Source organism: uncultured Ruminococcus sp. (genome assembly GCF_946415235.1).
GTDB lineage: Bacteria > Bacillota > Clostridia > Oscillospirales > Ruminococcaceae > Ruminococcus.
In genome coordinates this window covers 53,533-74,327 of sequence record NZ_CAMKRR010000006.1, presented here as the reverse complement: position 1 = coordinate 74,327, position 20,795 = coordinate 53,533, and the positions used below count along the sequence as shown (strand labels likewise).

21 protein-coding genes are annotated in these 20,795 nt (G+C 45.0%); 18 read left to right on the top strand and 3 right to left on the bottom strand.

Translation table 11 applies throughout. The features are described 5' to 3' along the window. The first annotated feature begins 65 nt into the window (after positions 1 to 65). From Q0R37_RS03170 to Q0R37_RS03110, 13 genes are all read left to right on the top strand, one after another. Positions 66 to 461 carry a biotin/lipoyl-containing protein gene (locus Q0R37_RS03170; RefSeq protein ID WP_294751078.1) on the top strand — a complete coding sequence of 132 codons (396 nt, stop codon included), beginning with the start codon at positions 66 to 68 and terminating at the stop codon, positions 459 to 461. A gap of 12 nt (positions 462 to 473) precedes the next feature. Then, complete coding sequence (locus Q0R37_RS03165; RefSeq protein WP_294751075.1) at positions 474 to 1,691, top strand: sodium ion-translocating decarboxylase subunit beta; 1,218 nt, start codon at positions 474 to 476, stop codon at positions 1,689 to 1,691. A 108-nt stretch (positions 1,692 to 1,799) separates the two neighbouring features. Beyond that, entirely contained in the window at positions 1,800 to 2,561 is a 762-nt protein-coding gene (locus tag Q0R37_RS03160) for an alpha/beta hydrolase (RefSeq protein ID WP_294751072.1), read from the top strand. Positions 2,562 to 2,735: 174 nt separating this feature from the next. Next, positions 2,736 to 3,956, top strand: coding sequence for a phosphoglycerate kinase (locus Q0R37_RS03155; RefSeq protein WP_294751069.1), 1,221 nt, complete (start codon positions 2,736 to 2,738; stop codon positions 3,954 to 3,956). A gap of 62 nt (positions 3,957 to 4,018) precedes the next feature. Then, positions 4,019 to 4,450, top strand: coding sequence for a hypothetical protein (locus Q0R37_RS03150; protein ID WP_294751066.1), 432 nt, complete (start codon positions 4,019 to 4,021; stop codon positions 4,448 to 4,450). Beyond that, positions 4,447 to 4,665, top strand: coding sequence for a hypothetical protein (locus Q0R37_RS03145; RefSeq protein WP_294751064.1), 219 nt, complete (start codon positions 4,447 to 4,449; stop codon positions 4,663 to 4,665). Before Q0R37_RS03150 ends, Q0R37_RS03145 begins: the two co-directional genes overlap by 4 nt. An 18-nt stretch (positions 4,666 to 4,683) precedes the next feature. After that, positions 4,684 to 5,460, top strand: a complete 777-nt coding sequence (gene tpiA / locus Q0R37_RS03140) for a triose-phosphate isomerase (RefSeq protein WP_294751062.1) — start codon at positions 4,684 to 4,686, stop codon at positions 5,458 to 5,460. A 128-nt stretch (positions 5,461 to 5,588) separates the two neighbouring features. Beyond that, positions 5,589 to 5,936, top strand: coding sequence for a hypothetical protein (locus Q0R37_RS03135; protein ID WP_294751058.1), 348 nt, complete (start codon positions 5,589 to 5,591; stop codon positions 5,934 to 5,936). Positions 5,937 to 5,938: 2 nt separating this feature from the next. After that, positions 5,939 to 7,459: a 2,3-bisphosphoglycerate-independent phosphoglycerate mutase gene (gene gpmI / locus Q0R37_RS03130; protein ID WP_294751055.1), complete on the top strand. Its 1,521-nt coding sequence runs from the start codon at positions 5,939 to 5,941 to the stop codon at positions 7,457 to 7,459. A gap of 113 nt (positions 7,460 to 7,572) precedes the next feature. Then, positions 7,573 to 8,619, top strand: coding sequence for an FAD:protein FMN transferase (locus tag Q0R37_RS03125; protein WP_294751053.1), 1,047 nt, complete (start codon positions 7,573 to 7,575; stop codon positions 8,617 to 8,619). Then, positions 8,612 to 8,968: a NusG domain II-containing protein gene (locus Q0R37_RS03120; RefSeq protein ID WP_294751050.1), complete on the top strand. Its 357-nt coding sequence runs from the start codon at positions 8,612 to 8,614 to the stop codon at positions 8,966 to 8,968. The genes Q0R37_RS03125 and Q0R37_RS03120 overlap by 8 nt, the downstream gene beginning before the upstream one ends. Before the next feature lies 1 nt (position 8,969). Next, positions 8,970 to 9,470 carry a Gx transporter family protein gene (locus Q0R37_RS03115; protein ID WP_294751046.1) on the top strand — a complete coding sequence of 167 codons (501 nt, stop codon included), beginning with the start codon at positions 8,970 to 8,972 and terminating at the stop codon, positions 9,468 to 9,470. 49 nt (positions 9,471 to 9,519) lie between these two features. Next, positions 9,520 to 9,741, top strand: a complete 222-nt coding sequence (locus Q0R37_RS03110) for a hypothetical protein (RefSeq protein WP_294751043.1) — start codon at positions 9,520 to 9,522, stop codon at positions 9,739 to 9,741. 22 nt (positions 9,742 to 9,763) lie between these two features. Here Q0R37_RS03110 and Q0R37_RS03105 read toward each other — a convergent pair whose 3' ends face one another. Continuing rightward, positions 9,764 to 10,279: a cob(I)yrinic acid a,c-diamide adenosyltransferase gene (locus Q0R37_RS03105; protein ID WP_294751040.1), complete on the bottom strand. Its 516-nt coding sequence runs from the start codon at positions 10,277 to 10,279 to the stop codon at positions 9,764 to 9,766. Between the two features lie 122 nt (positions 10,280 to 10,401). Between Q0R37_RS03105 and Q0R37_RS03100 the strand changes: the two genes are divergently transcribed. Further along, positions 10,402 to 11,190, top strand: coding sequence for an HAD family hydrolase (locus Q0R37_RS03100; RefSeq protein WP_294751037.1), 789 nt, complete (start codon positions 10,402 to 10,404; stop codon positions 11,188 to 11,190). A 195-nt stretch (positions 11,191 to 11,385) separates the two neighbouring features. After that, positions 11,386 to 12,603, top strand: coding sequence for a 6-phosphofructokinase (locus Q0R37_RS03095; protein ID WP_294751034.1), 1,218 nt, complete (start codon positions 11,386 to 11,388; stop codon positions 12,601 to 12,603). A gap of 77 nt (positions 12,604 to 12,680) precedes the next feature. Here the strand turns inward: Q0R37_RS03095 and Q0R37_RS03090 are convergent, their stop codons facing one another. Both Q0R37_RS03090 and Q0R37_RS03085 read right to left on the bottom strand, forming a co-directional pair. Continuing rightward, on the bottom strand, positions 12,681 to 15,659 hold the full coding sequence (locus Q0R37_RS03090) for a glycoside hydrolase family 9 protein (RefSeq protein ID WP_294751031.1): 2,979 nt from the start codon (positions 15,657 to 15,659) through the stop codon (positions 12,681 to 12,683). A gap of 71 nt (positions 15,660 to 15,730) precedes the next feature. After that, positions 15,731 to 16,033: a YerC/YecD family TrpR-related protein gene (locus Q0R37_RS03085; RefSeq protein ID WP_294751028.1), complete on the bottom strand. Its 303-nt coding sequence runs from the start codon at positions 16,031 to 16,033 to the stop codon at positions 15,731 to 15,733. 442 nt (positions 16,034 to 16,475) lie between these two features. On the opposite strand from Q0R37_RS03085, the gene lon reads away from it, so the two are divergent. Genes lon through lysA form a run of 3 tightly spaced genes read left to right on the top strand, consistent with a single transcriptional unit; the run spans position 16,476 to position 20,767 of the window. Beyond that, the gene (gene lon, locus Q0R37_RS03080; RefSeq protein ID WP_294751025.1) at positions 16,476 to 18,818 is read left to right on the top strand and encodes an endopeptidase La; all 2,343 of its coding nucleotides are present in this window, start codon (positions 16,476 to 16,478) and stop codon (positions 18,816 to 18,818) included. Between the two features lie 17 nt (positions 18,819 to 18,835). Further along, positions 18,836 to 19,441 carry a ribosome biogenesis GTP-binding protein YihA/YsxC gene (gene yihA, locus Q0R37_RS03075; protein ID WP_294751023.1) on the top strand — a complete coding sequence of 202 codons (606 nt, stop codon included), beginning with the start codon at positions 18,836 to 18,838 and terminating at the stop codon, positions 19,439 to 19,441. A gap of 27 nt (positions 19,442 to 19,468) precedes the next feature. Continuing rightward, a complete protein-coding gene (lysA, locus tag Q0R37_RS03070) occupies positions 19,469 to 20,767 on the top strand; it encodes a diaminopimelate decarboxylase (RefSeq protein ID WP_294751021.1) in 1,299 nt (432 codons plus the stop codon). Positions 20,768 to 20,795: the final 28 nt, after the last annotated feature.

The window sequence follows — 20,795 nt, the reverse complement described above, 5'->3', positions numbered from 1 at the left end:
GCCGACAAAATGCAGAAGCCGCTCAATGAGCTGCACTTTATTTCCATTAAGGAGGTCAAATAATCATGAAGTATAAAGTTACACTTAACGGTAAGACGTACGAGGTAGAGGTAGAGCAGGGAAAGGCTGTTCTTCTTGACGAATATGAGGCACTTGCACCCGCGCCTGCCGCAGCCGCTGCACCTGCTGTTGCTGCTGCTACCGCTGCCGCAGCTGCTCCTGCCGCTGCACCCGTAAATCTTGCAGCAGGCGAGACTGTTACAGCTCCTATGCCCGGAAATATCATCAGAGTTGACGTTGCACAGGGCGATACAGTAAAGGCAGGACAGATACTTGTTATCCTCGAAGCTATGAAAATGGAAAATGAAATAGTAGCTCCTAAGGACGGTACAGTTGCTCAGGTAGTTACAAGCAAGGGTTCTGTTGTTGATACAGGCGCTCCTCTTGTTGTAATAGCATAAGGGGGACAGAAAATGGACATTCTTGAGACCCTTAAAACCCTATGGGAAAGCTCGGGCTTCCACAGCTTTCTCGTTGACGGAGGCTGGAAGAACCTCTTGATGATAATCGTTGCCTGTGTTCTTCTTTACCTCGGAATCAAAAAGAAGTTTGAACCGCTTCTTCTCGTTGGTATCGCTTTCGGCTGTCTGCTCGTAAACCTTTCATATTTTGGTGCGGGCTCGGCAGATGCGCTTTATCACATGGACCTGTGGGATAACTTCCTCAATCACGATCATCCCGATTATCACAGCTACGGCGCTATCATGCGTAACGGCGGACTGCTTGATATACTTTACATCGGTGTAAAGGCTGGTATCTATCCTTCTCTCATATTCATGGGCGTTGGAGCTATGACAGACTTTGGTCCGCTTATTTCAAACCCGAAGAGCCTCCTCCTCGGAGCTGCTGCTCAGATGGGCGTATTCCTTGCATTCTTCGGAGCTGTTTGCCTCGGCTTCAGCGGCAATCAGGCAGCTTCCATCGGCATCATCGGCGGTGCTGACGGTCCTACAGCTATCTTTCTTACAACGAAGCTCGCACCTGAGCTCCTCGGACCTATAGCTATAGCGGCTTATTCCTACATGGCTCTTATCCCTATGATACAGCCACCACTCATGAAGCTCCTCACAACCAAGAAAGAGCGTGAAGTAAAAATGGAGCAGTCCCGTGTAGTATCAAAGACAGAGAAGATACTTTTCCCGATCATCGTTGCAATGTTCGTTATACTTCTTCTCCCTTCAACAGCTCCTCTTATCGGCTGCCTTATGCTTGGTAACCTCTGGAGAGAGTGTGGTGTTACAGAAAGACTTTCCGATACAGTTCAGAATGCTCTTATGAACATAGTAACCGTATTCCTTGGAATCTCGGTCGGCGCAACAACAGCTGCAGAGCGTTTCCTTTCATTGGAGACTATCAAGATCATCGTTCTTGGACTTACAGCGTTCTGCTTCTCAACAGTCGGAGGACTTCTTGTAGGAAAGATCATGTATAAGGTCTCAGGCGGCAAGATCAATCCTCTTATCGGTTCGGCAGGCGTTTCTGCTGTACCTATGGCTGCCCGTGTATCGCAGATGGAAGGTCAGAAGGCTAATCCCTCAAACTTTCTTCTCATGCACGCTATGGGACCGAACGTTGCAGGCGTTATCGGTTCTGCTATCGCAGCAGGATTCCTCCTGGCTGTATTCAAGTGATATAAACTGAACACATTGCATATAAAGTCACGGCATTCAGGTGCCGTGACTTTTTTGTTGACAGCCGATCATAAATCCATTATAATTATGTCATAACGGAGGTGTGATATGAGTTATTTTACATTTGATAATAAAAAGATATATTATGAGGAGAATGGCAGCGGAACACCACTGTTATTCCTTCATGGCAACACAGCTTCTTCTAAAATGTTCACAGATTTCAGCAAACGATACACGGACAGTTACAAAGTTATACTCATAGACTTCCTCGGACACGGAAGATCGGAAAGGTTATCGGAATTTCCTGCCGATTTATGGTTTTATGAGGCTCAGCAGGCAATTGCATTCCTCAGGCATAAACATTATGACAAGGTTAACATTATAGGTTGCAGCGGGGGAGCAATTGTTGCTCTGAATGTAGCACTTGAGGCGTCCGAATGTGTGGACAAAGTCATTGCTGACAGTTTTGAGGGCGAGAAAGCTGATGAAGCCTTTGTAAAAAATCTGCTTTCCGACCGCAGTTCTTCGCTGGAAGATACAAATGCAAGGGGATTTTACTCCTATATGCACGGTGATGACTGGGAGCAGATCGTTCATAATGACACATCGGCTATAATCAGACACTCAAAAGAAGTTGTGAATTTCTTCCACAGACCTATCAGTGATCTTAAAGCTAAGGTGCTGCTCACAGGAAGTAAAGGCGATAATTTTATGTACAGTGTTGCACATGATTACTACGAAAAAGTATACGGTAATATGCTTGAAAAGCTGACCAATGGCAGTATGCACCTGTTTGAAAGCGGAGATCACCCTGCCATGATGACAAATCAGGATGAGTTCTACAGGCTAAGCATTGAATTCTTAGCGTAGAACAGGGCAATTTCAATATATATACAGCCGTAACAAAAAGTTTTCATGTTTAAGATGAAAAATATTGAGGAAATGCTTGCAAAATATCTTGAAATAGTGTAAAATAGAAATGTACGTTGTTAATATTATAACAACAGCTTAGAATGTATTTTATTACGAAAGGATGTCATACCCATGGCAGGATTAAACAAGGTTACAGTAGAAGACATTAACGTTAAGGGCAGAAAGGTTCTCGTAAGAGTTGACTTCAATGTTCCTATGAAGGACGGCGTTATCACAAACGATAACAGAATTCAGGCTGCTCTTCCGACTATTAATAAGCTCGTTGAGAATGGTGCAAAGGTTGTTCTTTGCTCACACCTCGGCAAGCCGAAGAACGGTCCTGAGGCTAAGTTCTCACTTGCTCCCGCAGCTAAGAGACTTGGCGAGCTTGTTAATACAAAGGTTACTTTTGCTGCTGACGATACTGTTGTAGGCGAAAATGCTAAGAAGGCAGTCGCTGCAATGAACGACGGCGAGATCGTAGTTCTTGAGAATACACGTTTCCGCGGCGACGAGGAGACAAAGAACGGCGAGCAGTTCTCTAAGGAGCTTGCTGATCTTATCGACGGAGAAGTATTCGTTATGGACGCTTTCGGTTCTGCTCACAGAGCTCACGCTTCAACAGCAGGCGTAACAAAGTTCGTTAAGGAAACTGCTGTAGGCTACCTCATGCAGAAGGAGATCCAGTATCTCGGCAATGCAGTTGAGGTTCCCGAGAGACCTTTTGTTGCTATCCTCGGCGGCGCTAAGGTAGCTGATAAGCTCAATGTTATCTCTAACCTCCTTGAGAAGTGCGATACACTTATCATCGGCGGCGGTATGGCATATACATTTATAAAGGCACAGGGCGGCTCTATCGGTAAGTCACTCGTTGACGAAGAGAAGCTCGACTACTGCAAGGAAATGCTCGCTAAGGCTCAGAAGCTCGGTAAGAAGATCCTTCTTCCCGTTGATACAGCTATCGCTGCATCATTCCCTGATCCTATCGACGCAGAGATCAGCGTAGATTATGTTGACGCTGACAAGATCCCTGCTGACAAGATGGGCCTTGACATCGGTCCCAAGACAGCTGCTATCTTCGCTGATGCTGCAAAGTCTGCAAAGACAGTTGTATGGAACGGACCTATGGGCGTATTCGAGAACCCCACACTTAAGAAGGGTACAGTTGCTGTATGTGAGGCTCTTGCACAGGCTGACGCTACAACTATCATCGGCGGCGGCGACTCTGCTACAGCTGCTATTCAGCTCGGCTTTGCTGACAAGATGAGCCACATTTCCACAGGCGGCGGCGCTTCACTTGAATACCTTGAGGGTAAGGTACTTCCGGGTGTTGCAGCTATCGCTGAAAAGTAATAATATAAACAATTGGGCGGATAGAGATATTCGCCCATAAACGCAATATAGCGTATATCCGAATGAAAAATATTGATAAAGTAATAGAAAACAGTATAGGTATAGTTTCAGTTGTCATACTTGCGGTTTTACTGCTGTGTTTTCTTGCCGTGCTGATATGGTGCGGTGTACGTAGCCTTCTCGGAAAAACTCTGAACCTTCCGCCTTCCCGCAGAAAATGGGCAAGGATGAGGGCTGACGTTATAAGAGATGATGAAACGGATGATATAAATGTTCGCTACTTTTACGAATATAAAGAATTTACGGCTAAAATAGACGGCTTTACAGTTTACGGAGATAAGGCTGTCATATATGTTAAGCGTAAAGAGCCTCAGGTAGTCAAAGAGTTTATCCCTGTTTCACCTATGTCTGCACCTGTGTATATATCATGTTTTTTCATGGCTGGCATCATTCTGCTTTTCGGAGCTGCTTTATTGACAGGAGTTTTATTATGAAAAAATGTAATTGTAAGTTTACAGAGGATATCAAAAGCAGCAGCACAGCTGTATGGCTGTTTGCGGTATGCAGCTTCCTCGCAGGTGTCATCGTAGGATTTTTCCTTTCTCCTATAAAAAAAGGAGTAAAGATCGGCTGTAACAATGGCAACAGTACTTATGAAAAAGAAGCAGAAATGCTTCCATATTACGATGACGATGAGATCAAATTCTGATAAAAGGAGTTAAATAACATGAATAAGTCATTAAGAAAGGCAATTATTGCCGGAAACTGGAAAATGAACAAGACTCGTCCAGAGGCAAAGGCACTTCTCGAGGCTATCAAGCCTCTCGTTGCAAACGCAGAGGGCAAGATCGAGGTCATAGCCTGCGTACCTTTCACAAACCTTGAAACAGCTATCAACACAACAGCAGGCAGCAACGTAAAGATCGGTGCCGAGAATGTTCACTTCGAGAAGAGCGGAGCTTTCACAGGTGAAATTTCTGCTGATATGCTCACAGAGCTGGGCGTTGAGTATGTTGTTATCGGTCACAGCGAGAGAAGACAGTACTTCGGCGAGACAGACGAGACTGTAAACAAGAGAACTATCGCTGCTCTCGAGGCTGGTCTCAAGCCGATCGTTTGCGTTGGTGAGCTCAAGTGGGAGCGCGAGTGCAACATCACAGAGGAAGTTATCGCTCGTCAGATCAAGCTCGATCTCTGGTCACTGACAGCTGAGCAGGTAAAGAACGTAGTTATCGCTTATGAGCCTGTATGGGCTATCGGTACAGGTCTTACAGCTACTCCCGATCAGGCTGAGGAAGTTTGCGGATTTATCCGTGCACAGCTTGCAAAGCTCTTTGACAAGGCTACAGCTGATGCTGTAACTATCCAGTACGGCGGTTCCATGAATGCAAAGAACGCTGCTGAGCTCCTTGCAAAGCCCAACATCGACGGCGGACTTATCGGCGGAGCTTCACTGAAGGCTGAGGACTTCAATGTTATCGTTCAGGCTGCTGTAAACGGCTGATCATAAAATACGATCTATGCGGGCGGATATTATCCGCCCCATATATTTAAATCTCTTCACATTGAATTATGATACTGAAAATAGATTGCGAGGTTTTTAAACTTGTCAGAGCTGAGTCTGAACAGTTTTTGTTTGACCCGAATACTTACCTTATCGTTGATAAGGACAGTGATGAGGCAGAGTTTATCGAAGCTCCGATACCGTTTCCGTTCACTGAAAAAAACGAAACTGCAAAAGCTTATACCAAGACATTCGATAAAAAGACGGCGCAGTTCTTTGACAGCATCAAAGATGAAAAAGAGTTTATGAATTGGTTCTGGGGAACGGTCGACGACGGCGGAGAGAAGCTTACGCATTTTCGTATTTTTGAAGATAAGTATCATCTGAAAAAGATAACTGACTGGTGTGATGAAAACAGCATACCTTATTATGTTGATAAAAACGATTGGTATATCAAAATGTTTATAGGAGAATAATTATGTCAAAGAAACCTGTAGCACTTATAATCATGGACGGCTTCGGCTACAATCCCGATACATACGGCAACGCTATTGCAGCTGCAAAGAAGCCCAACATTGACAAATACATGGCTGAGTGCCCAAATACTATCATTGGTGCGAGCGGACTTGATGTAGGTCTGCCTGACGGACAGATGGGAAACTCAGAGGTAGGACATACAAATATCGGTGCGGGACGCATTGTTTATCAGATGCTCGTTAAGATATCCAAGGATATCAAGGACGGAACATTTTTCAATAACAAGGCTATCCTCGGTGCAATGAACAACTGCAAAGAAAAGGGAAGTGCTCTTCACCTTATGGGACTTCTTTCACCCGGCGGCGTTCACAGCCATATGGAGCATATGTACGGTATCGTTGAGATGGCTAAGAAGAACGGTCTTGACAAGGTATATATCCACGCATTCCTTGACGGACGTGACGTTCCGCCTTCATCTGCTGCCGAGTATATGGAGGAGGCAGTTGCCGAGCTCAAAAAGATAGGCCTCGGCAAGATAGCTACTATCTCGGGACGTTTCTATGCAATGGACAGAGACAATGCATGGGACAGAGTTGAAAAGGCTTACGCTGCACTTGTTTACGGCGAGGGCGTTAAGGAGTCCGATCCTGTTCAGGCTATAAAGAACTCATACACAAACGAAGTTACCGATGAATTTATGCTTCCTACAGTAATTGAAGGCGGCGCACAGATAAAGGCTGATGACAGCGTTATCTTCTTCAACTTCCGTCCTGACAGAGCAAGACAGATCACACGTTCGTTTGTTGATCCTGATTTCAGCGGATTTGAGAGAAGAAAAGGATTCTTCCCCGTAAAATTTGTATGCATGGCTCAGTATGACGCAACAATGCCTAATGTATCTGTTGCATATCCTCCCGAGCAGCTCACAATGACAATGGGCGAGTACCTCTCAAAGCTCGGAAAGACTCAGCTCCGTATTGCCGAAACACAGAAGTACGCTCATGTTACCTTCTTCTTCAACGGCGGCGAGGAAAGACAGTTCGAGGGCGAGGACAGGATACTTATAAAGTCGCCTGATGTTCCCACATTTGATCTCAAGCCCGAAATGAGCGCATATGAGGTCTGCGACGCAGTATGCGAAGCTATCGACTCAGACAAGTATGACGTTATCATCCTCAACTATGCAAACTGCGACATGGTAGGTCATACAGGCATATTTGACGCAGCTGTAAAGGCTGTTGAAGCAACAGATACCTGCGTAGGACGTATGGTAGAGAAGATACTTGCCAAGGGCGGTGCTGCTCTTATCACAGCCGATCACGGTAATGCAGACAAGATGATGGAGCCTGACGGAAGTCCCTTCACAGCTCATACAACAAATCCTGTTCCTCTTATCGCAGTCGGAGTTGACGGAGAGCTTGCAGAAGGCGGAGTTCTTGCAGACCTTGCACCTACAATGCTTGACATAATGGGAGTTCCGCAGCCTGCTGAAATGACGGGAAAGAGCTTACTCAAGAAATAACACTTAAAGCGGATCAGCTGATCCGCTTTTTAGTTACACATGGTTAACTCACTTGGTTGCAAATACTAACAACTTATGATATAATAAAGGAAGTCTGATATAGGAGCTGAAAAATGTCTTATAAAGTAATAAAGATCTCGGCGTTGATAGGCGTATTATTTGCGTTTGTAAGCTGTAAAGCAGAAAATACGAGCAGGGATGAAGATGTAGCAGTTTCACATACCCGTGATGTATTTGCAATGGATACATATATGAACCTTACCGCTTACGGAGCAAATGGCGAGAAAGCTCTTGATGATGCAGAAAAGCGTATTTTACAGCTTGAATCGGAGCTTTCAGCAACATCGGAAACAAGTGAGATATGGAAACTTGATCATTCTGACGGCGAAGCTGTTGAAGTAAGTGAGGACACAGCCGGATTGATCGGAAAAGCCCTTGATATGTGTGAAATGACCTATGGCTGCCTTGATATAACCGTATATCCCGTGCTGAAAGAGTGGGGATTTACAACAGGCGATTACAGGATACCCGAAACCCCAAGGATAGAAGAGCTTTTAAGAAATGTTGATTATTCGGAAGTAAAACTCGACGGAAAAAGCATCACTCTTCCCGATGATATGCAGATTGACCTTGGTGCAGTTGCCAAGGGATATACAGGCGATGAGATACTGGAAATAATGCGTTCATATGATGTAAAGTCTGCCATAGTCAATCTTGGCGGAAATGTACAGGCTCTCGGAAAAAAGCCCGACGGTTCGGAATGGAAAGTAGCTGTACGCGATCCCTTTCAACCCGAAACGGATATGTGTGTGCTCGAAATTGATGACAGTGCGGTCATAACCTCGGGAAACTACGAGCGCTTTTTTATAGGAGATGACGGGAAAAAATACTGTCACATCATCGACCCTTCCGACGGATATCCTGCTGATAACGGTTTTGTTTCGGTCACTGTTATCGGGAAAAGCGGAGTCGTGTGCGATGCGCTTTCAACGGCTGTTTTTGTTGCAGGAACGGATAATTCTCCAAAAATAATGAGCGAATTTGCCGATTATGATTTTATAGTCGTTTCGGACGACGAAAAAATATATTATACTCAAAGAATTGCGGATAACTTTAAAAATATAAGCTCAATGCCTGCTGAGGTGATAGTGATTGACTAAAGGTGTAAAGATAATAGGTGCGGTAGTTCTTCTGGTGCTTGCGGCGGCGATTGTTGTGGTAATGCTTAATTTCAGGACTTCCGACAATACTCATATTGTGATATTGCAGAACAATAAGGTCATATATTCACTTGACCTCTCGAAGGAAAAAGACAGGAGCTTTCGTATTGAGTCTCCCGACGGAGGCTGGAATGAAGTAAAGATAGAAAACGGAAAAATATGTATAGCCGATGCTGATTGTCCCGATCAGACCTGCGTACATACGGGCGTTTTACGCTCTGAGGGCGTACCTATAGTTTGTCTGCCCCATAAGCTGGTTATAAGGTTTTCGGATGAGGAGAGCAGCTGATATGAAAGCAGGAAAACTTACAAAATTAGCGCTTCTCACAGCTTTGGCACTTATTATTTTTATAGTTGAGCTGCATTTCCCGAACCTGATACCGCTTCCCGGGGTAAAGCTGGGACTCGCCAATATAATCACAGTTTATGCGGTATACAAGTACAGTGCGAAAGAAGTTGCACTGATAGTTGTTTCGAGGCTTTTGCTGGGAGCGTTTTTCAGCGGAAACGTCTCGGCATTGATGTACAGCGGTGCAGGTGCAGCATTATGCCTTATAGGTATGCTTCTCGTAAAAAAGGTGATACCATACAAGTATATATGGCTCAGCAGTATTGTCGGCGCTGTTCTTCATAATACAGGACAGATAATAGTAGCTGTACTTATTGTTGGTTCGTTTGCAGTGGTTTCATATTATCCGATACTGATAATATCTGGCTGCATTGCAGGTGCTTTTACGGGAATATGTGCTCAGCTCCTTGTAAAGCGTGAGCTTCCCGAAAACGGGAAATGATGCATGATAAATGCAGCTTGTGCGGTACGATACGTAAAGAGGTGAAAAAATGAATCCAATGAATGTTTTTAAGCTCAAAGGACTTTTTGACAGGTTTAAGGATAATCATCCGAAAGTCCCGCTTTTTTTCAAAGCAGTGACAGGAGCTGTACAGGAGGGGAGCATAATAGAGATCAAGGTAACATCTCCCGAGAATAAGACAATAATAACGAACTTCAAGATCAACTCCGAGGACATAGCACTTGTTAACGAACTGAAGGATATCATTTAAAAAAGCTGCCGAAAGGCAGCTTTTAATATTCTATTCCTTTTCTTGCGGATATCCCGTTATTGAATGGGTGTTTTACGGCTTTCATTTCCGTAATATAATCGGCAGCTTTCATGAAATGCTCGGGAGGTTCTCTTCCTGTAATGACTATTTCTGCTTTATCGGAGCAGTCTTTGATAAAGCTGTCTGCAAGAACGGTATCAATAAGCTTTTTGTTGTATGCATCGAGAAATTCATCAAGTATTATAAGCTGAGTGCCTTCATTTTCGATAAGGCTGCAAGCTTTCATGAGCATATCGGTATGTACTTTGGATATTGCCTGCTTTTCCTGATCGTTCATTTGAAAGGTGAACTTTGTGCACTTAGTACAGCAAATAACTGTATTGTTTTCGAGCTTTTCAAGAATACCTATCTCCGAAGATGAACCGTTTTTCAGAAACTGGAAAAATGCGGTTTTCATTCCCGAACCGTTAGCGCGTATAGTCAGACCGATTGCAGCCGTAGTTTTTCCTTTTCCGCTGCCGCAATAAATATGGAGCACTTTACTCACCTCATTCAGTATCTATTTAATTTATTATAACATGATATCATAGTTTTATCAAGACTTGACATTATTATCACAAGGTAATATAATGATTATTGTATGAAAAAAGGAGTGTTTTAATGAGTTCGATAATTTTTTTTGATATTGACGGAACTATCGCCACCGAGGACGAAAGATCGTTCATTCCGCAGAGCACACGCGATGCTATAGCGCAGACAAGAAAAAACGGTAATCTCACTTTTATTAATTCGGGCAGAACCGCTTTCAACATCAGTCCGAAAGTAAAGGAGCTCGGATTTGACGGATATATCTGCGGCTGCGGTACATATATAGAATACGGCGGCAAGGTCCTCTTTTACCGTACTATCGAGAAGGATGAGTGCAGAAGGATCGCAGAGCTTATGAGAAAATGCAATGTTACGCCTGTTTATGAGCATATGGACGGTTATTTTTTCGACGATCAAACACCCACTTGCGACGGACTGAAGTTTTTTATGGAAGTCTTTGTTGACAGTGGCATAGACGTCAGCGGCAGGGTAGAAGATGAGGATTTTTGCTTTGACAAATTCGTTATATGGACAACTCCCGAAAGCGATATGGAGCTTTTCAGAAAGGAAATAGGCAAGGATTTCTCAATAATAGACAGAGGCGGCGGATTTTATGAAAATGTTCCTCTGGGTTATTCAAAGGCCACAGGCATTGAGTTCATCCTTAAAAAGCTTGGTATCCCGATGGAAAAAGCTTACGCGATAGGTGACAGCATGAATGATCTGCCAATGCTTGAGGCTGTTCCGAACAGCATCGCAATGGGCGGAGCTGAGAGGATATATCCCTACGTTTCGTATATTACAACTCCCATTGAACAGGACGGAATTGCCAATGCGCTCAGACATTTCGGTCTGCTCTGACTTATCAAAAATTGCTGTTCATCATGCGTTTATTGCTCTTTTGTTCAAATATTGCGATTTCCTTTTGGCGTTTTTTGGCGGTTCTAATTATTGATTCGGCTGTTCCTTCTGTGATATAATTATATTACAGCCGAAAGGCTGATCTTATGGGAGGAATGGCTGAGTTCGGGATATTACTCGGTCAGAAAAGAAAATATGAATATTGCTGTTGCACAATCTGGAGGTCCGACCTGCGCTATAAACGCTTCTCTTGCGGGAGTTTACAGCGCAGCACAGCACATTGACGAGATCAGCAGGGTCTACGGTGTGCTGAATGGTATCGAAGGAGTCATTAATGATGAAATGGTCGATCTTTCGGAGAAGATCACGAGCGATGTAAACTATCAGCTGCTTTTGCGTACTCCGTCTGCGGTTCTTGGCTCTTGCAGGAGAAAGCTTCCGAAGCATACGGAACAGGCAGAGGTTTACGATCGTATAACTGAGGTCCTGAGAAGCCATGATATAGGAATGTTTTTCTATATCGGCGGCAATGACTCAATGGATACAGTCGCCAAGTATTCGGCATATCTCTGTGACAAGGGGATAACTGATATTAAGATCATCGGTATCCCGAAAACTATTGACAATGATCTTTGCGAAACGGATCATTCTCCGGGATTTGGCTCGGCTGCCAAATATGTTGCAGCAACAGTTCAGGAGATCGCCCGTGACAGCAATGTTTACAGTATACCGTCGGTAACTGTTATAGAGACTATGGGTCGCCATGCGGGCTGGCTTGCGGCTGCGTCCTGCTGTATCAGGGCAAACGGCGAGAGTGCTCCGCATCTGATATATCTGCCCGAGACAACCTTCAGCATCGAGGGATTTTTATCCGATGTCAAAAATGAAATGAGTAAGCATAAGGCTGTAATAGTAGTCGTTTCCGAGGGCGTAAAGACTGCCGAGGGCAAATTCGCCGCCGAGGAATATCAGTCAGGGGCAAAGGACGTATTCGGACACAGCTATCTTTCGGGAATTGGCAAGTTCCTTGAGAAGCTCGTTGCTGCTGAGATCGGCTGCAAGGTACGTTCTATAGAGCTGAATGTAATGCAGAGGTGCAGCTCGCATATTGCTTCTCTTGAGGATATACAGTCCTCGGAGGCTATCGGAATGGCAGCTGTTAAGTCAGGTCTCGAAGGCAAGTCAGGATGCATGATGACCTTTGTAAGAGAATCAAATATGCCCTACAGCTACAGGATCGACACTGTAGATGCTGCAAAAGCAGCAAATTCCGAGAAGTTCTTCCCGAAAGAGTGGATAAACGCCGCAGGCAACAATGTACTTGCACCTGCATACGATTACCTCATGCCGCTGATACAGGGAGAGCTTCACGCGATAATGAAAAACGGTATGCCGCTTAACTTTGTTATATAAACAAAAACCTCCCTTAGTCAAGGGAGGTTTAGTTTTACAAAAAACGGAGAACTTTTATGTTCTCCGTTTTGCTGTTATTACTTAGCAGGCATTGTACCCTTCTTCAGTAAGTAAAGCTGGATAGTAAGTGCGTCGTTTGTTGTAACGCCTGCGGTTGAATCGCAGTCCGCGTTAGCCTGACCCTGCTTTGTGATGCAGTGTGTGCTTGTACCGTTTACGCCGAACTTGTTCGGGTTAGCGAGAGACTGCATTATAAGAACAGCATCAGCCATATCGATCGTACCATCGCAGTTTGCGTCACCGTATACAACTGTACCATCATTGAAAGCTCCCGCGCCGTTGCCATAGCCGTTTCCGTTTCCATCGGATGTGGTTGTTGTAGTACCTGAAGGCTTTGTTGTTGTAGTTGTTGTACCGGCAGGCTTTGTAGTAGTTGTTGTACCTGCGGGCTTTGTTGTAGTAGTTGTATCCTCCTTGGGAGTTACGACATACTCGCTGCCGCCTGCTGTAGTTCCGTCAGGCTCTGTACCCCAGATGAGCTTATCGCCTGCGTAAAGAGTTACCTTATCGGTGATAGCAGCAGCCGAGTTATCATCCTCAAAGCTTACAAGGTCTGCATAGCTGTAGTCGTTTGAAGAATCCCACTCAGGATACTCATTTGTCTCGGGATCCATCTTTGTTGTAAGAGCGAACTGGTATACACGGCTTCCGTAGAACTTGCAGTCCTTCCATGTAACTTCAACGTAATATGTACCGTCGTCGTCATACTTTACAGGAGCTGAGAGTTCAGCGTGTGACTTGTTGTTCGTATAACCTGCTTCCTGATCGTAGTCGATACGCGGAACGAGGTAATCAACGTCATAGCCGTTATCAAGGAGCTCCTTGATGTTGAAGTAGTATCTTGCCTTTACATCGCATTCAAATCTAGGAGGATTGATCGTTCTGTTGTGAAGAACCAGCTTGAGCTGGATACCGTCAGCCTTTTCCTGTGCCTTACCGCCTGATACGAAGTATCCGACAGGAAGGGCATTGCCGTCCTCGTCTACCTGATCGTAGCCAATAGCATTTGAAGACATATCGAAGTCTTCAATGATGTAGTTCTCATCTTCATACTCCTTGCCCTTAGCACCGTAGTAGTGGTAAAGTCCTGCAAGGTCACCGCAGAAGCCTGCGTTATAGTCGTCTGTAACTTCGTTGTAGATGTAGTCCTTTGTCTCGTCAACGTGCTCGTCCTTAAGACCGGGACCTCCGACGAGAGCGCCCCAAAGGGTATGTACCTGGATTATAGGATCATCCATGCTCTGTGTAGCCGAGCAGTGTGATGAACGGTGATGCGGATGTGAAGCAAAGTTGTACTCGTAACCTACTTCGTAAGAGTAACCCATCGGATTGTTTCCGAGGATGTATTCCATCTGAGCCTTTGCCCATGGGAGGAATGTTTCATCGCCTGTTGTCTTTGCGTATACGCATGCACAGAGACCTGCTGCTGTATTGTAACGTGCGGAACCGTAGCCTGAAACAACTGCCCAGCCCTTAGGAGACTTGGCAATGAAGTCGCCGCTTGTCTCACTGTCGGGGAGATCAGCGATCTGATCGCAGGTCATCGGCATATTCCAGAGATAATCGTCTCTGCCGAAATACTTATGACCGTGAACAGGCTCATAGCCCCAATCGGAGCAATCGGTTGTCTTGGAGCAGCCTGACCAGAACTCAAGGTTGTAACGGAAGATATACCAATCACGTGCGGTATTTGTAATAGGAGCAAGCTTTGCGAAAACTCCGCCCCATACAGTATCCCAGCAGTGGACCCAGATATTCTGCCAGCAGTTGCCTGTATCGGTAATGATACGTTTCATATAGCCTGTGTAAGCGTAAGAAGGCTGCTGACCTGTCTGAGCCTCTGCATCAAATGAACCGCTGTCAGAAATCGGATTAGTAGTATCAACTGCGATAATATCGTCTATGTAATCATAGTTTTCGGTACAGTAGTAAAGCCATACAGCAGCCCATGAGAGCTCATCGTAGTCATAGCTTGATGTATAGAAGCCGCCGTCGTAACCAAGGCTTGAGTTGCTCGGTACCATACCGGGCTCCCATTCCTCAACGTGAGTCTCTACTGCAAAGTCGTAAAGAGCCTTTGCGTACTTAAGGCACTTCTCTGCATACTCAGGTTCTGTATCCTTGAAGTTGAGGTAATTGATAGCAAGTGAAGCAGCTGCGCCGGCACACTGGTCCGATGCAGGCATTTCTGTTGTGGCGAAGTAAGCGGGACGCTTAACAGCGCATGATGAAGAAGCTACCATTGTGTTGTCCTGCTGGAGCTCCGGAGGGCACCAGTAGTTGTGGTCGTTATTACCCTCTCCGACCTGATAGCAGTAAGCAACTACTTTGTCGTCGTCGTCCAGGAAAGTAGCCTTCATGAAGTAGTCGTTTATCCAGTGAAGCTCATCCTCAACGTGCTTGTCAAGGCCGAGTTCCTTATATGAATCACGGAACTCATAATATCCCCAGCCAACTGTGGAAGCAGAATAGCTTCCGGGGAGACCAAACTTAACGTGGTCGCCTGCGTCGTGCCATCCGCCTGTGAGGTCGAGAGTGCCGTTTCCGTCAGGATCAAGGTACTTCTTGTTCTTCTCGATAAATGAAGAACTCATATTCACACCAACATAGAGGTCGGGATCGTCATCACCGAGATTCGGGTTTGCCTTTCCGCTGTCTCCCTGTCCGAGACCCTGATCTTCCTTCAGCTGATCGTCAGACTTGCCCTTACCGACTGTAGGCATCGGGCTCATAGGCTGAAGCGGGATCTCAGCGTCAATAACATGACAGTTTGAACGCCATGAGTAATAGCCGTCGCCTTCGACCTCGTCACCGCACTTGTTTGCGTCGTAGAAGCACAGTGCAAGCTGCAGAGCTTCTGCAAAGTTGTGGTAATTGTTGGTTTTGCCCTCGGTAATAACCGCAGCATTTGCGCTTGAAATGATACTGCTCGACATGATCGTTGCAGCAGCAGACAAGCAGGCTAATGATTTTTTGAGTATCTTCGCCTTGTCCATTTGAATCTTCCTTTCAAGAGTAATTTTTTTTGGACCTCATCCTGCCACGGACAAAGTCCTTTTTCACGTTTTTATTTGAGCAGATTCTTCCCCTTGAGCCTGTCAAAAACTATATTGTATCCGTCGTTTCCGTCCTTGAGGGAACGGTTGACTCTGCTTATCGTAGCGGTGCTCGCGCCTGTTTCGGTGACGATGCTGTTATATACGCGGTGTTCATCGAGAAGTCTTGCGACATGAAGCCTCTGAGCAAATGATTTGAGCTCGATGCTTGTGCAGAGATCATCGAAGAACTTATAACAGTCATCAACGGATTCAAGTGTGAGGATAGCTTCAAACAGCAGATCCATGCTTTCAGATTTTATTTTGTCTATCATAATTAATACTCCAATCTGCCTCAAAGGCATAACCTTGCAATTTCTTACTTTACATTTTAACACATTATTCTGTAAAAGTAAAGTCTTTTTTTACTTAAAAGAAATTACTCAAGAACAAAATAAATATATAATAAGAAAAAGACTACACCTTTGTGTATATCATACCACATTCTTAACAAAAAGTAAAGTGATTTTTTTCGGAATCGCAAATTTTGGCGTTACATACCAAATAATCACAATATTTCGTCTATTTCAACAATAATTAATGTTAATTGACTGTTAAAGCCCATAATTTGTATCAGCATTTAATCAGATGCAAGCTGATATTATAAATTCATTTTATCTCTGCAATACAGGGGTTGAATTTTTTATTGTTTTATAGTATAATGATTTAGAACAGTTTTGTTCAACAGGATATGATAAATAGAAATGCGGTGATCTTATGGAACAAACCATTAAAAGCGATAAAAATATAGAGGAGTCAAATATTCTTTATACTGTAGCGATGAGAGGTCTTGTTGCATTCCCGAAAATGGTTATGCATTTTGACGTTTCACGCAGCAAGTCAATGGCAGCGGTCGAGCGTTCGCTCAAGGAAGGCGGCAAGCTCTTTCTTGTTACTCAGCATGAGGCTTATATAGATAATCCCAAGGCGTCCGATCTTTATAAAGTCGGCGTGGTAGCCGAGATCAAGCAGGTGCTCAAGCTGCCGGATAATGTAATGAAGGTCCTTGTTGAGGGCATATACAAGGCTAATCTTGTAAGGCTCATCGACGACGGTGAAGTTTTAAAGGCGGAAGTAAAGCGCACCCCTACGTATTCAAGGGCAAAGTTCGACGAGGTCGAATCGGAAGCGCTCATGCGTTCGATAAAGGACGTTTTTGAGAGATATGCTTCATTTTTCCCGAAGATGCCGAAGGAGCTTCTCAACTCAATAATGACACAGGATTCTCCGCTGAAGCTTTTTGAGACTGTGACCTTCAACTGTAATCTTAATTACCGTGACAAGCAGACTCTGCTCGAGGAGACTAATATAATCAACAAGCTTTCAGTGCTTTTTGCCTGCCTTACATCAGAGGTGGAGATACTCGAGCTTGAAAATCTTATCAACGAGCAGACCAAAAACAGCATAGATAAAGGGCAGAAGGAGTTCTATCTCCGTGAGCAGCTCAGAGTTATTCAGGAGCAGCTCGGTGAGGACGAGGCTGAGGAAGCCTTCGGCTATATCAATGATATTATGGATCTCAAAATGGACGAAAAGGGCAAGGAAAAGCTCCTCAAGGAAGCTGATAAGCTCACAAAGCTGCCGCCTGCGTCCCAGGAAGCCTTTGTTATCAAGAATTATCTTGATACAGTCCTCGATCTGCCGTGGGGCAAGTATACAAAAGCCAAGCTCTCAATGGACAAGGCGGAGGCTGTTCTCGAAAAGGATCATTACGGTCTGAAAAAGGTCAAGGAACGTATACTTGAATTCCTTGCCGTACATATGCTCAATCCCGAGATAAAGGGACAGATCATCTGTCTCGCAGGCCCTCCCGGTATAGGAAAGACCTCCATTGCCAAGTCTATCGCCAAGGCAATGGGCAGAAAGTATGCCAGAGTTTCTCTCGGAGGCGTTCGTGATGAAGCCGATATCAGAGGCCACAGAAAAACGTACGTCGGAGCTATGCCCGGACGTGTCATTACTGCTATAACACAGGCAGGCTCTGCAAATCCGCTCATACTTTTTGACGAGATCGACAAGCTTTGCAGCGATATAAAGGGCGATCCGTCGTCGGCAATGCTCGAAGTACTTGACGCTGAGCAGAACTATGCATTCAGGGATCATTTTATAGAAGTTCCTTTCGATCTGAGCAAGGCAGTATTTATTACGACTGCCAACAATGTCAGCGCTATCCCTGCGCCTCTGCTCGACAGAATGGAAGTGATAGAGCTCCCGAGCTATACGGCTGAGGAAAAGTTCCATATCGCCAAGGAGCATCTTATCCCCAAGCAGATCAAGGAGCACGGTCTCAAGGCTTCACAGCTGAAAATAGCTGATGACGCCATCAATGAGCTCATACAGTATTATACCAAGGAAGCGGGCGTGCGTTCCCTTGAAAGGTGCATAGCTTCACTTTGCAGAAAGACTGCCAAGAAGATAGCTGCGGACGAGATAAAGAAGGCAACTGTCAAAGCCAAGGATCTTAATGATCTTCTCGGAATCAGAAAGTATATCGGAGACCTCTCATCAAAGAAGGATCAGGTCGGCGTTGTGAACGGACTTGCGTGGACATCCGTAGGCGGCGTTCTCATGCCCATAGAAGTTTTGATAATGCAGGGTACGGGAAAGATCGAAGTGACAGGTTCACTGGGCGATGTTATGAAGGAAAGTTCAAAGATAGCTGTAAGCTATGTGAGAAGTATTGCCGACAAGTACAAGATAGATCCTGATTTTTATAAAAACAAGGATATCCACATACACGCCCCCGAGGGAGCTGTTCCTAAGGACGGACCGTCGGCAGGCGTTACCATGACGACAGCTCTGCTGTCGGCTCTTTCTGGTATAAAGGTAAGAGCTGATGTGGCTATGACAGGTGAGATAACTCTTCACGGAAAGGTACTTCCTATCGGCGGACTTCGTGAAAAGACAATGGCTGCTTACAAGGCAGGCATAAAGAAAGTTATAATCCCTGTTGAAAACAAGCCAGATCTTGAAGAAGTGGATCAGGCAGTCAAGGATGCTGTCGAATTTGTTTTCGCATCGGAACTCAAGGACGTTTTTGATGCTGCTCTTATAAAGTGACCAAGGAGGAAGTCTGAGTGAGGCTTAATTACAATAAGGCTGAATTTACAGCTGCATACGGAAAGTTTTCGCAGCTTCCTACGTCTGACAGGATAGAGATAGCCTTTGCGGGACATTCCAACGTGGGCAAATCAACGCTGATAAACAAGCTCTTTAACCGCAAGAACCTTGCAAGAGTAAGCTCTGTTCCCGGAAAAACGGCTACCATAAACTTTTACGGGCTTGACAACATCTACTTTGTCGATCTTCCGGGATACGGATACGCGAAGGTGGCAAAGTCGGAAAAAGAGCGCTGGGCAGGACTTATAGAGGGATATCTCGGTTCTGACAGGGATATACGGCTTGTGTTCATGCTTGTTGATATGCGCCATGCTCCCACGAGCGATGATGTTCACATGATAAATTTCCTTATAGATACGGAAATGCCTTTTGTGCTTGTACTGACAAAGGCTGACAAGCTCAATAAAACGGAGCGTGAAAAGCGCATGGAAGCTTTCAGGAGCGAGATACCCTGCTTTGATGATATCCATTCCATCCCCTTTTCGTCGCAGACCTTTGAAGGAGTAGAGGAGCTCAGGCAGATAGTTGAAGATATTGCTGACGACAATGACGTCGTTGCATAATAAAACAAACCTGAAAGGATGTTAAAAATGTTTGTATCCGAAAATCTGAGCGTCAATGCCGCAGGACATCTTGCTGTCGGCGGGGTTGACACGGTGGAGCTTGCCAAAGAGTATGGCACTCCGCTTTATGTCATGGATGAACAGGTCGTCAGAAAAAGCCTCAGGCTCTTCCATGACAGCATGAACAAGCACTACGGCGGCAGGGGAGAAGTTCACTACGCAAGCAAGGCTTTTTCCTGCATGGAGATGTGCAGGATAGTTGCAAGCGAAGGCGACGGACTTGACGCTGTATCTATAGGAGAGCTTTATACTGCTGTAAAAGCAGGATTTCCTATGGAAAAAGTCGGCTTCCACGGCAACAACAAGACCAATGAGGAACTGGAATATGCCGTTGAGGTCGGTGTCGGACATATCATAGTCGATAATATCAGTGAGCTTCACAGACTTGAAAAAATAGCTGCGAAGAAGAACGCTCAGCCTAAGATAATGTTCCGCATCAAGCCCGGAATAGACGCTCATACCCATGATTTCGTTAGGACAGGACAGATCGACAGCAAATTCGGCTTTGCTCTTGAAACAGGAGAAGCCTTTGAAGCTGTAAAGGAAGCTGTAAGCTGCAAAAATGTAAGTCTTTTCGGACTTCACTGTCATATAGGTTCGCAGATCTTTGATATTGCTCCTTTTGAGGAAGCTGCAAAGGTGATGCTCGGATTTATCGCAAAGATAAAGAATGAACTGGGTTATGAGATCGAAGGTCTCAATCTTGGCGGCGGATTCGGCATCAAGTACGTAGACGAAAATGATCCGAAGCCCTTTGAGGTCTATCTTGAAAAGGTGTCTGAGGCGGTAAAAGCTGAATGTGAAAAGCTTGGATTAAAGCTCCCGAAAATGTTTATCGAGCCCGGACGTTCGATCGCAGGTCCTGCGGGTATAACCCTTTATACAGTAGGTGCACGCAAGGTGATACCTAATATAAGGACATATGTATCTGTTGACGGCGGTATGGCCGATAATCCGAGGTATATCCTTTACGGTTCCGAGTATGATGCAGTCGTTGCCAATAAGGCGGGTGAAGAGAGGAATGAAAAAGTCACCATCGCGGGAAAGTGCTGCGAGAGCGGCGACCTTATCGGTGAGAATATGCCTCTTCAGCACGCAGAGTCAGGTGATATCATCGCTGTTTGTGCAACAGGAGCATATAACTACTCTATGTCATCGAATTACAACAGACTTCAGAAGCCTGCTGTTGTTTTTGTAAACAACGGAAAATCGAGGATCGCTGTCAAGAGAGAAACACTTGACGACATCATCCGAAACGATATATGAAAATTAAGGCGTGAAAAGCTATCTGCTT

Excerpts from the sequence above, each read along its gene's own strand:
- Q0R37_RS03095 (WP_294751034.1), top strand. The coding sequence starts at position 11,386 with ATGAATATTGCTGTTGCACAATCTGGAGGTCCGACCTGCGCTATAAAC.
- Q0R37_RS03085 (WP_294751028.1), bottom strand. The coding sequence starts at position 16,033 with ATGATAGACAAAATAAAATCTGAAAGCATGGATCTGCTGTTTGAAGCT.
- lysA (WP_294751021.1), top strand. The coding sequence starts at position 19,469 with ATGTTTGTATCCGAAAATCTGAGCGTCAATGCCGCAGGACATCTTGCT.
- lon (WP_294751025.1), top strand. The coding sequence starts at position 16,476 with ATGGAACAAACCATTAAAAGCGATAAAAATATAGAGGAGTCAAATATT.
- Q0R37_RS03160 (WP_294751072.1), top strand. The coding sequence starts at position 1,800 with ATGAGTTATTTTACATTTGATAATAAAAAGATATATTATGAGGAGAAT.
- Q0R37_RS03125 (WP_294751053.1), top strand. The coding sequence starts at position 7,573 with ATGTCTTATAAAGTAATAAAGATCTCGGCGTTGATAGGCGTATTATTT.
- gpmI (WP_294751055.1), top strand. The coding sequence starts at position 5,939 with ATGTCAAAGAAACCTGTAGCACTTATAATCATGGACGGCTTCGGCTAC.
- Q0R37_RS03165 (WP_294751075.1), top strand. The coding sequence starts at position 474 with ATGGACATTCTTGAGACCCTTAAAACCCTATGGGAAAGCTCGGGCTTC.
- Q0R37_RS03170 (WP_294751078.1), top strand. The coding sequence starts at position 66 with ATGAAGTATAAAGTTACACTTAACGGTAAGACGTACGAGGTAGAGGTA.
- Q0R37_RS03100 (WP_294751037.1), top strand. The coding sequence starts at position 10,402 with ATGAGTTCGATAATTTTTTTTGATATTGACGGAACTATCGCCACCGAG.
- tpiA (WP_294751062.1), top strand. The coding sequence starts at position 4,684 with ATGAATAAGTCATTAAGAAAGGCAATTATTGCCGGAAACTGGAAAATG.
- Q0R37_RS03090 (WP_294751031.1), bottom strand. The coding sequence starts at position 15,659 with ATGGACAAGGCGAAGATACTCAAAAAATCATTAGCCTGCTTGTCTGCT.
- Q0R37_RS03155 (WP_294751069.1), top strand. The coding sequence starts at position 2,736 with ATGGCAGGATTAAACAAGGTTACAGTAGAAGACATTAACGTTAAGGGC.
- Q0R37_RS03110 (WP_294751043.1), top strand. The coding sequence starts at position 9,520 with ATGAATCCAATGAATGTTTTTAAGCTCAAAGGACTTTTTGACAGGTTT.
- Q0R37_RS03150 (WP_294751066.1), top strand. The coding sequence starts at position 4,019 with ATGAAAAATATTGATAAAGTAATAGAAAACAGTATAGGTATAGTTTCA.
- Q0R37_RS03115 (WP_294751046.1), top strand. The coding sequence starts at position 8,970 with ATGAAAGCAGGAAAACTTACAAAATTAGCGCTTCTCACAGCTTTGGCA.
- Q0R37_RS03145 (WP_294751064.1), top strand. The coding sequence starts at position 4,447 with ATGAAAAAATGTAATTGTAAGTTTACAGAGGATATCAAAAGCAGCAGC.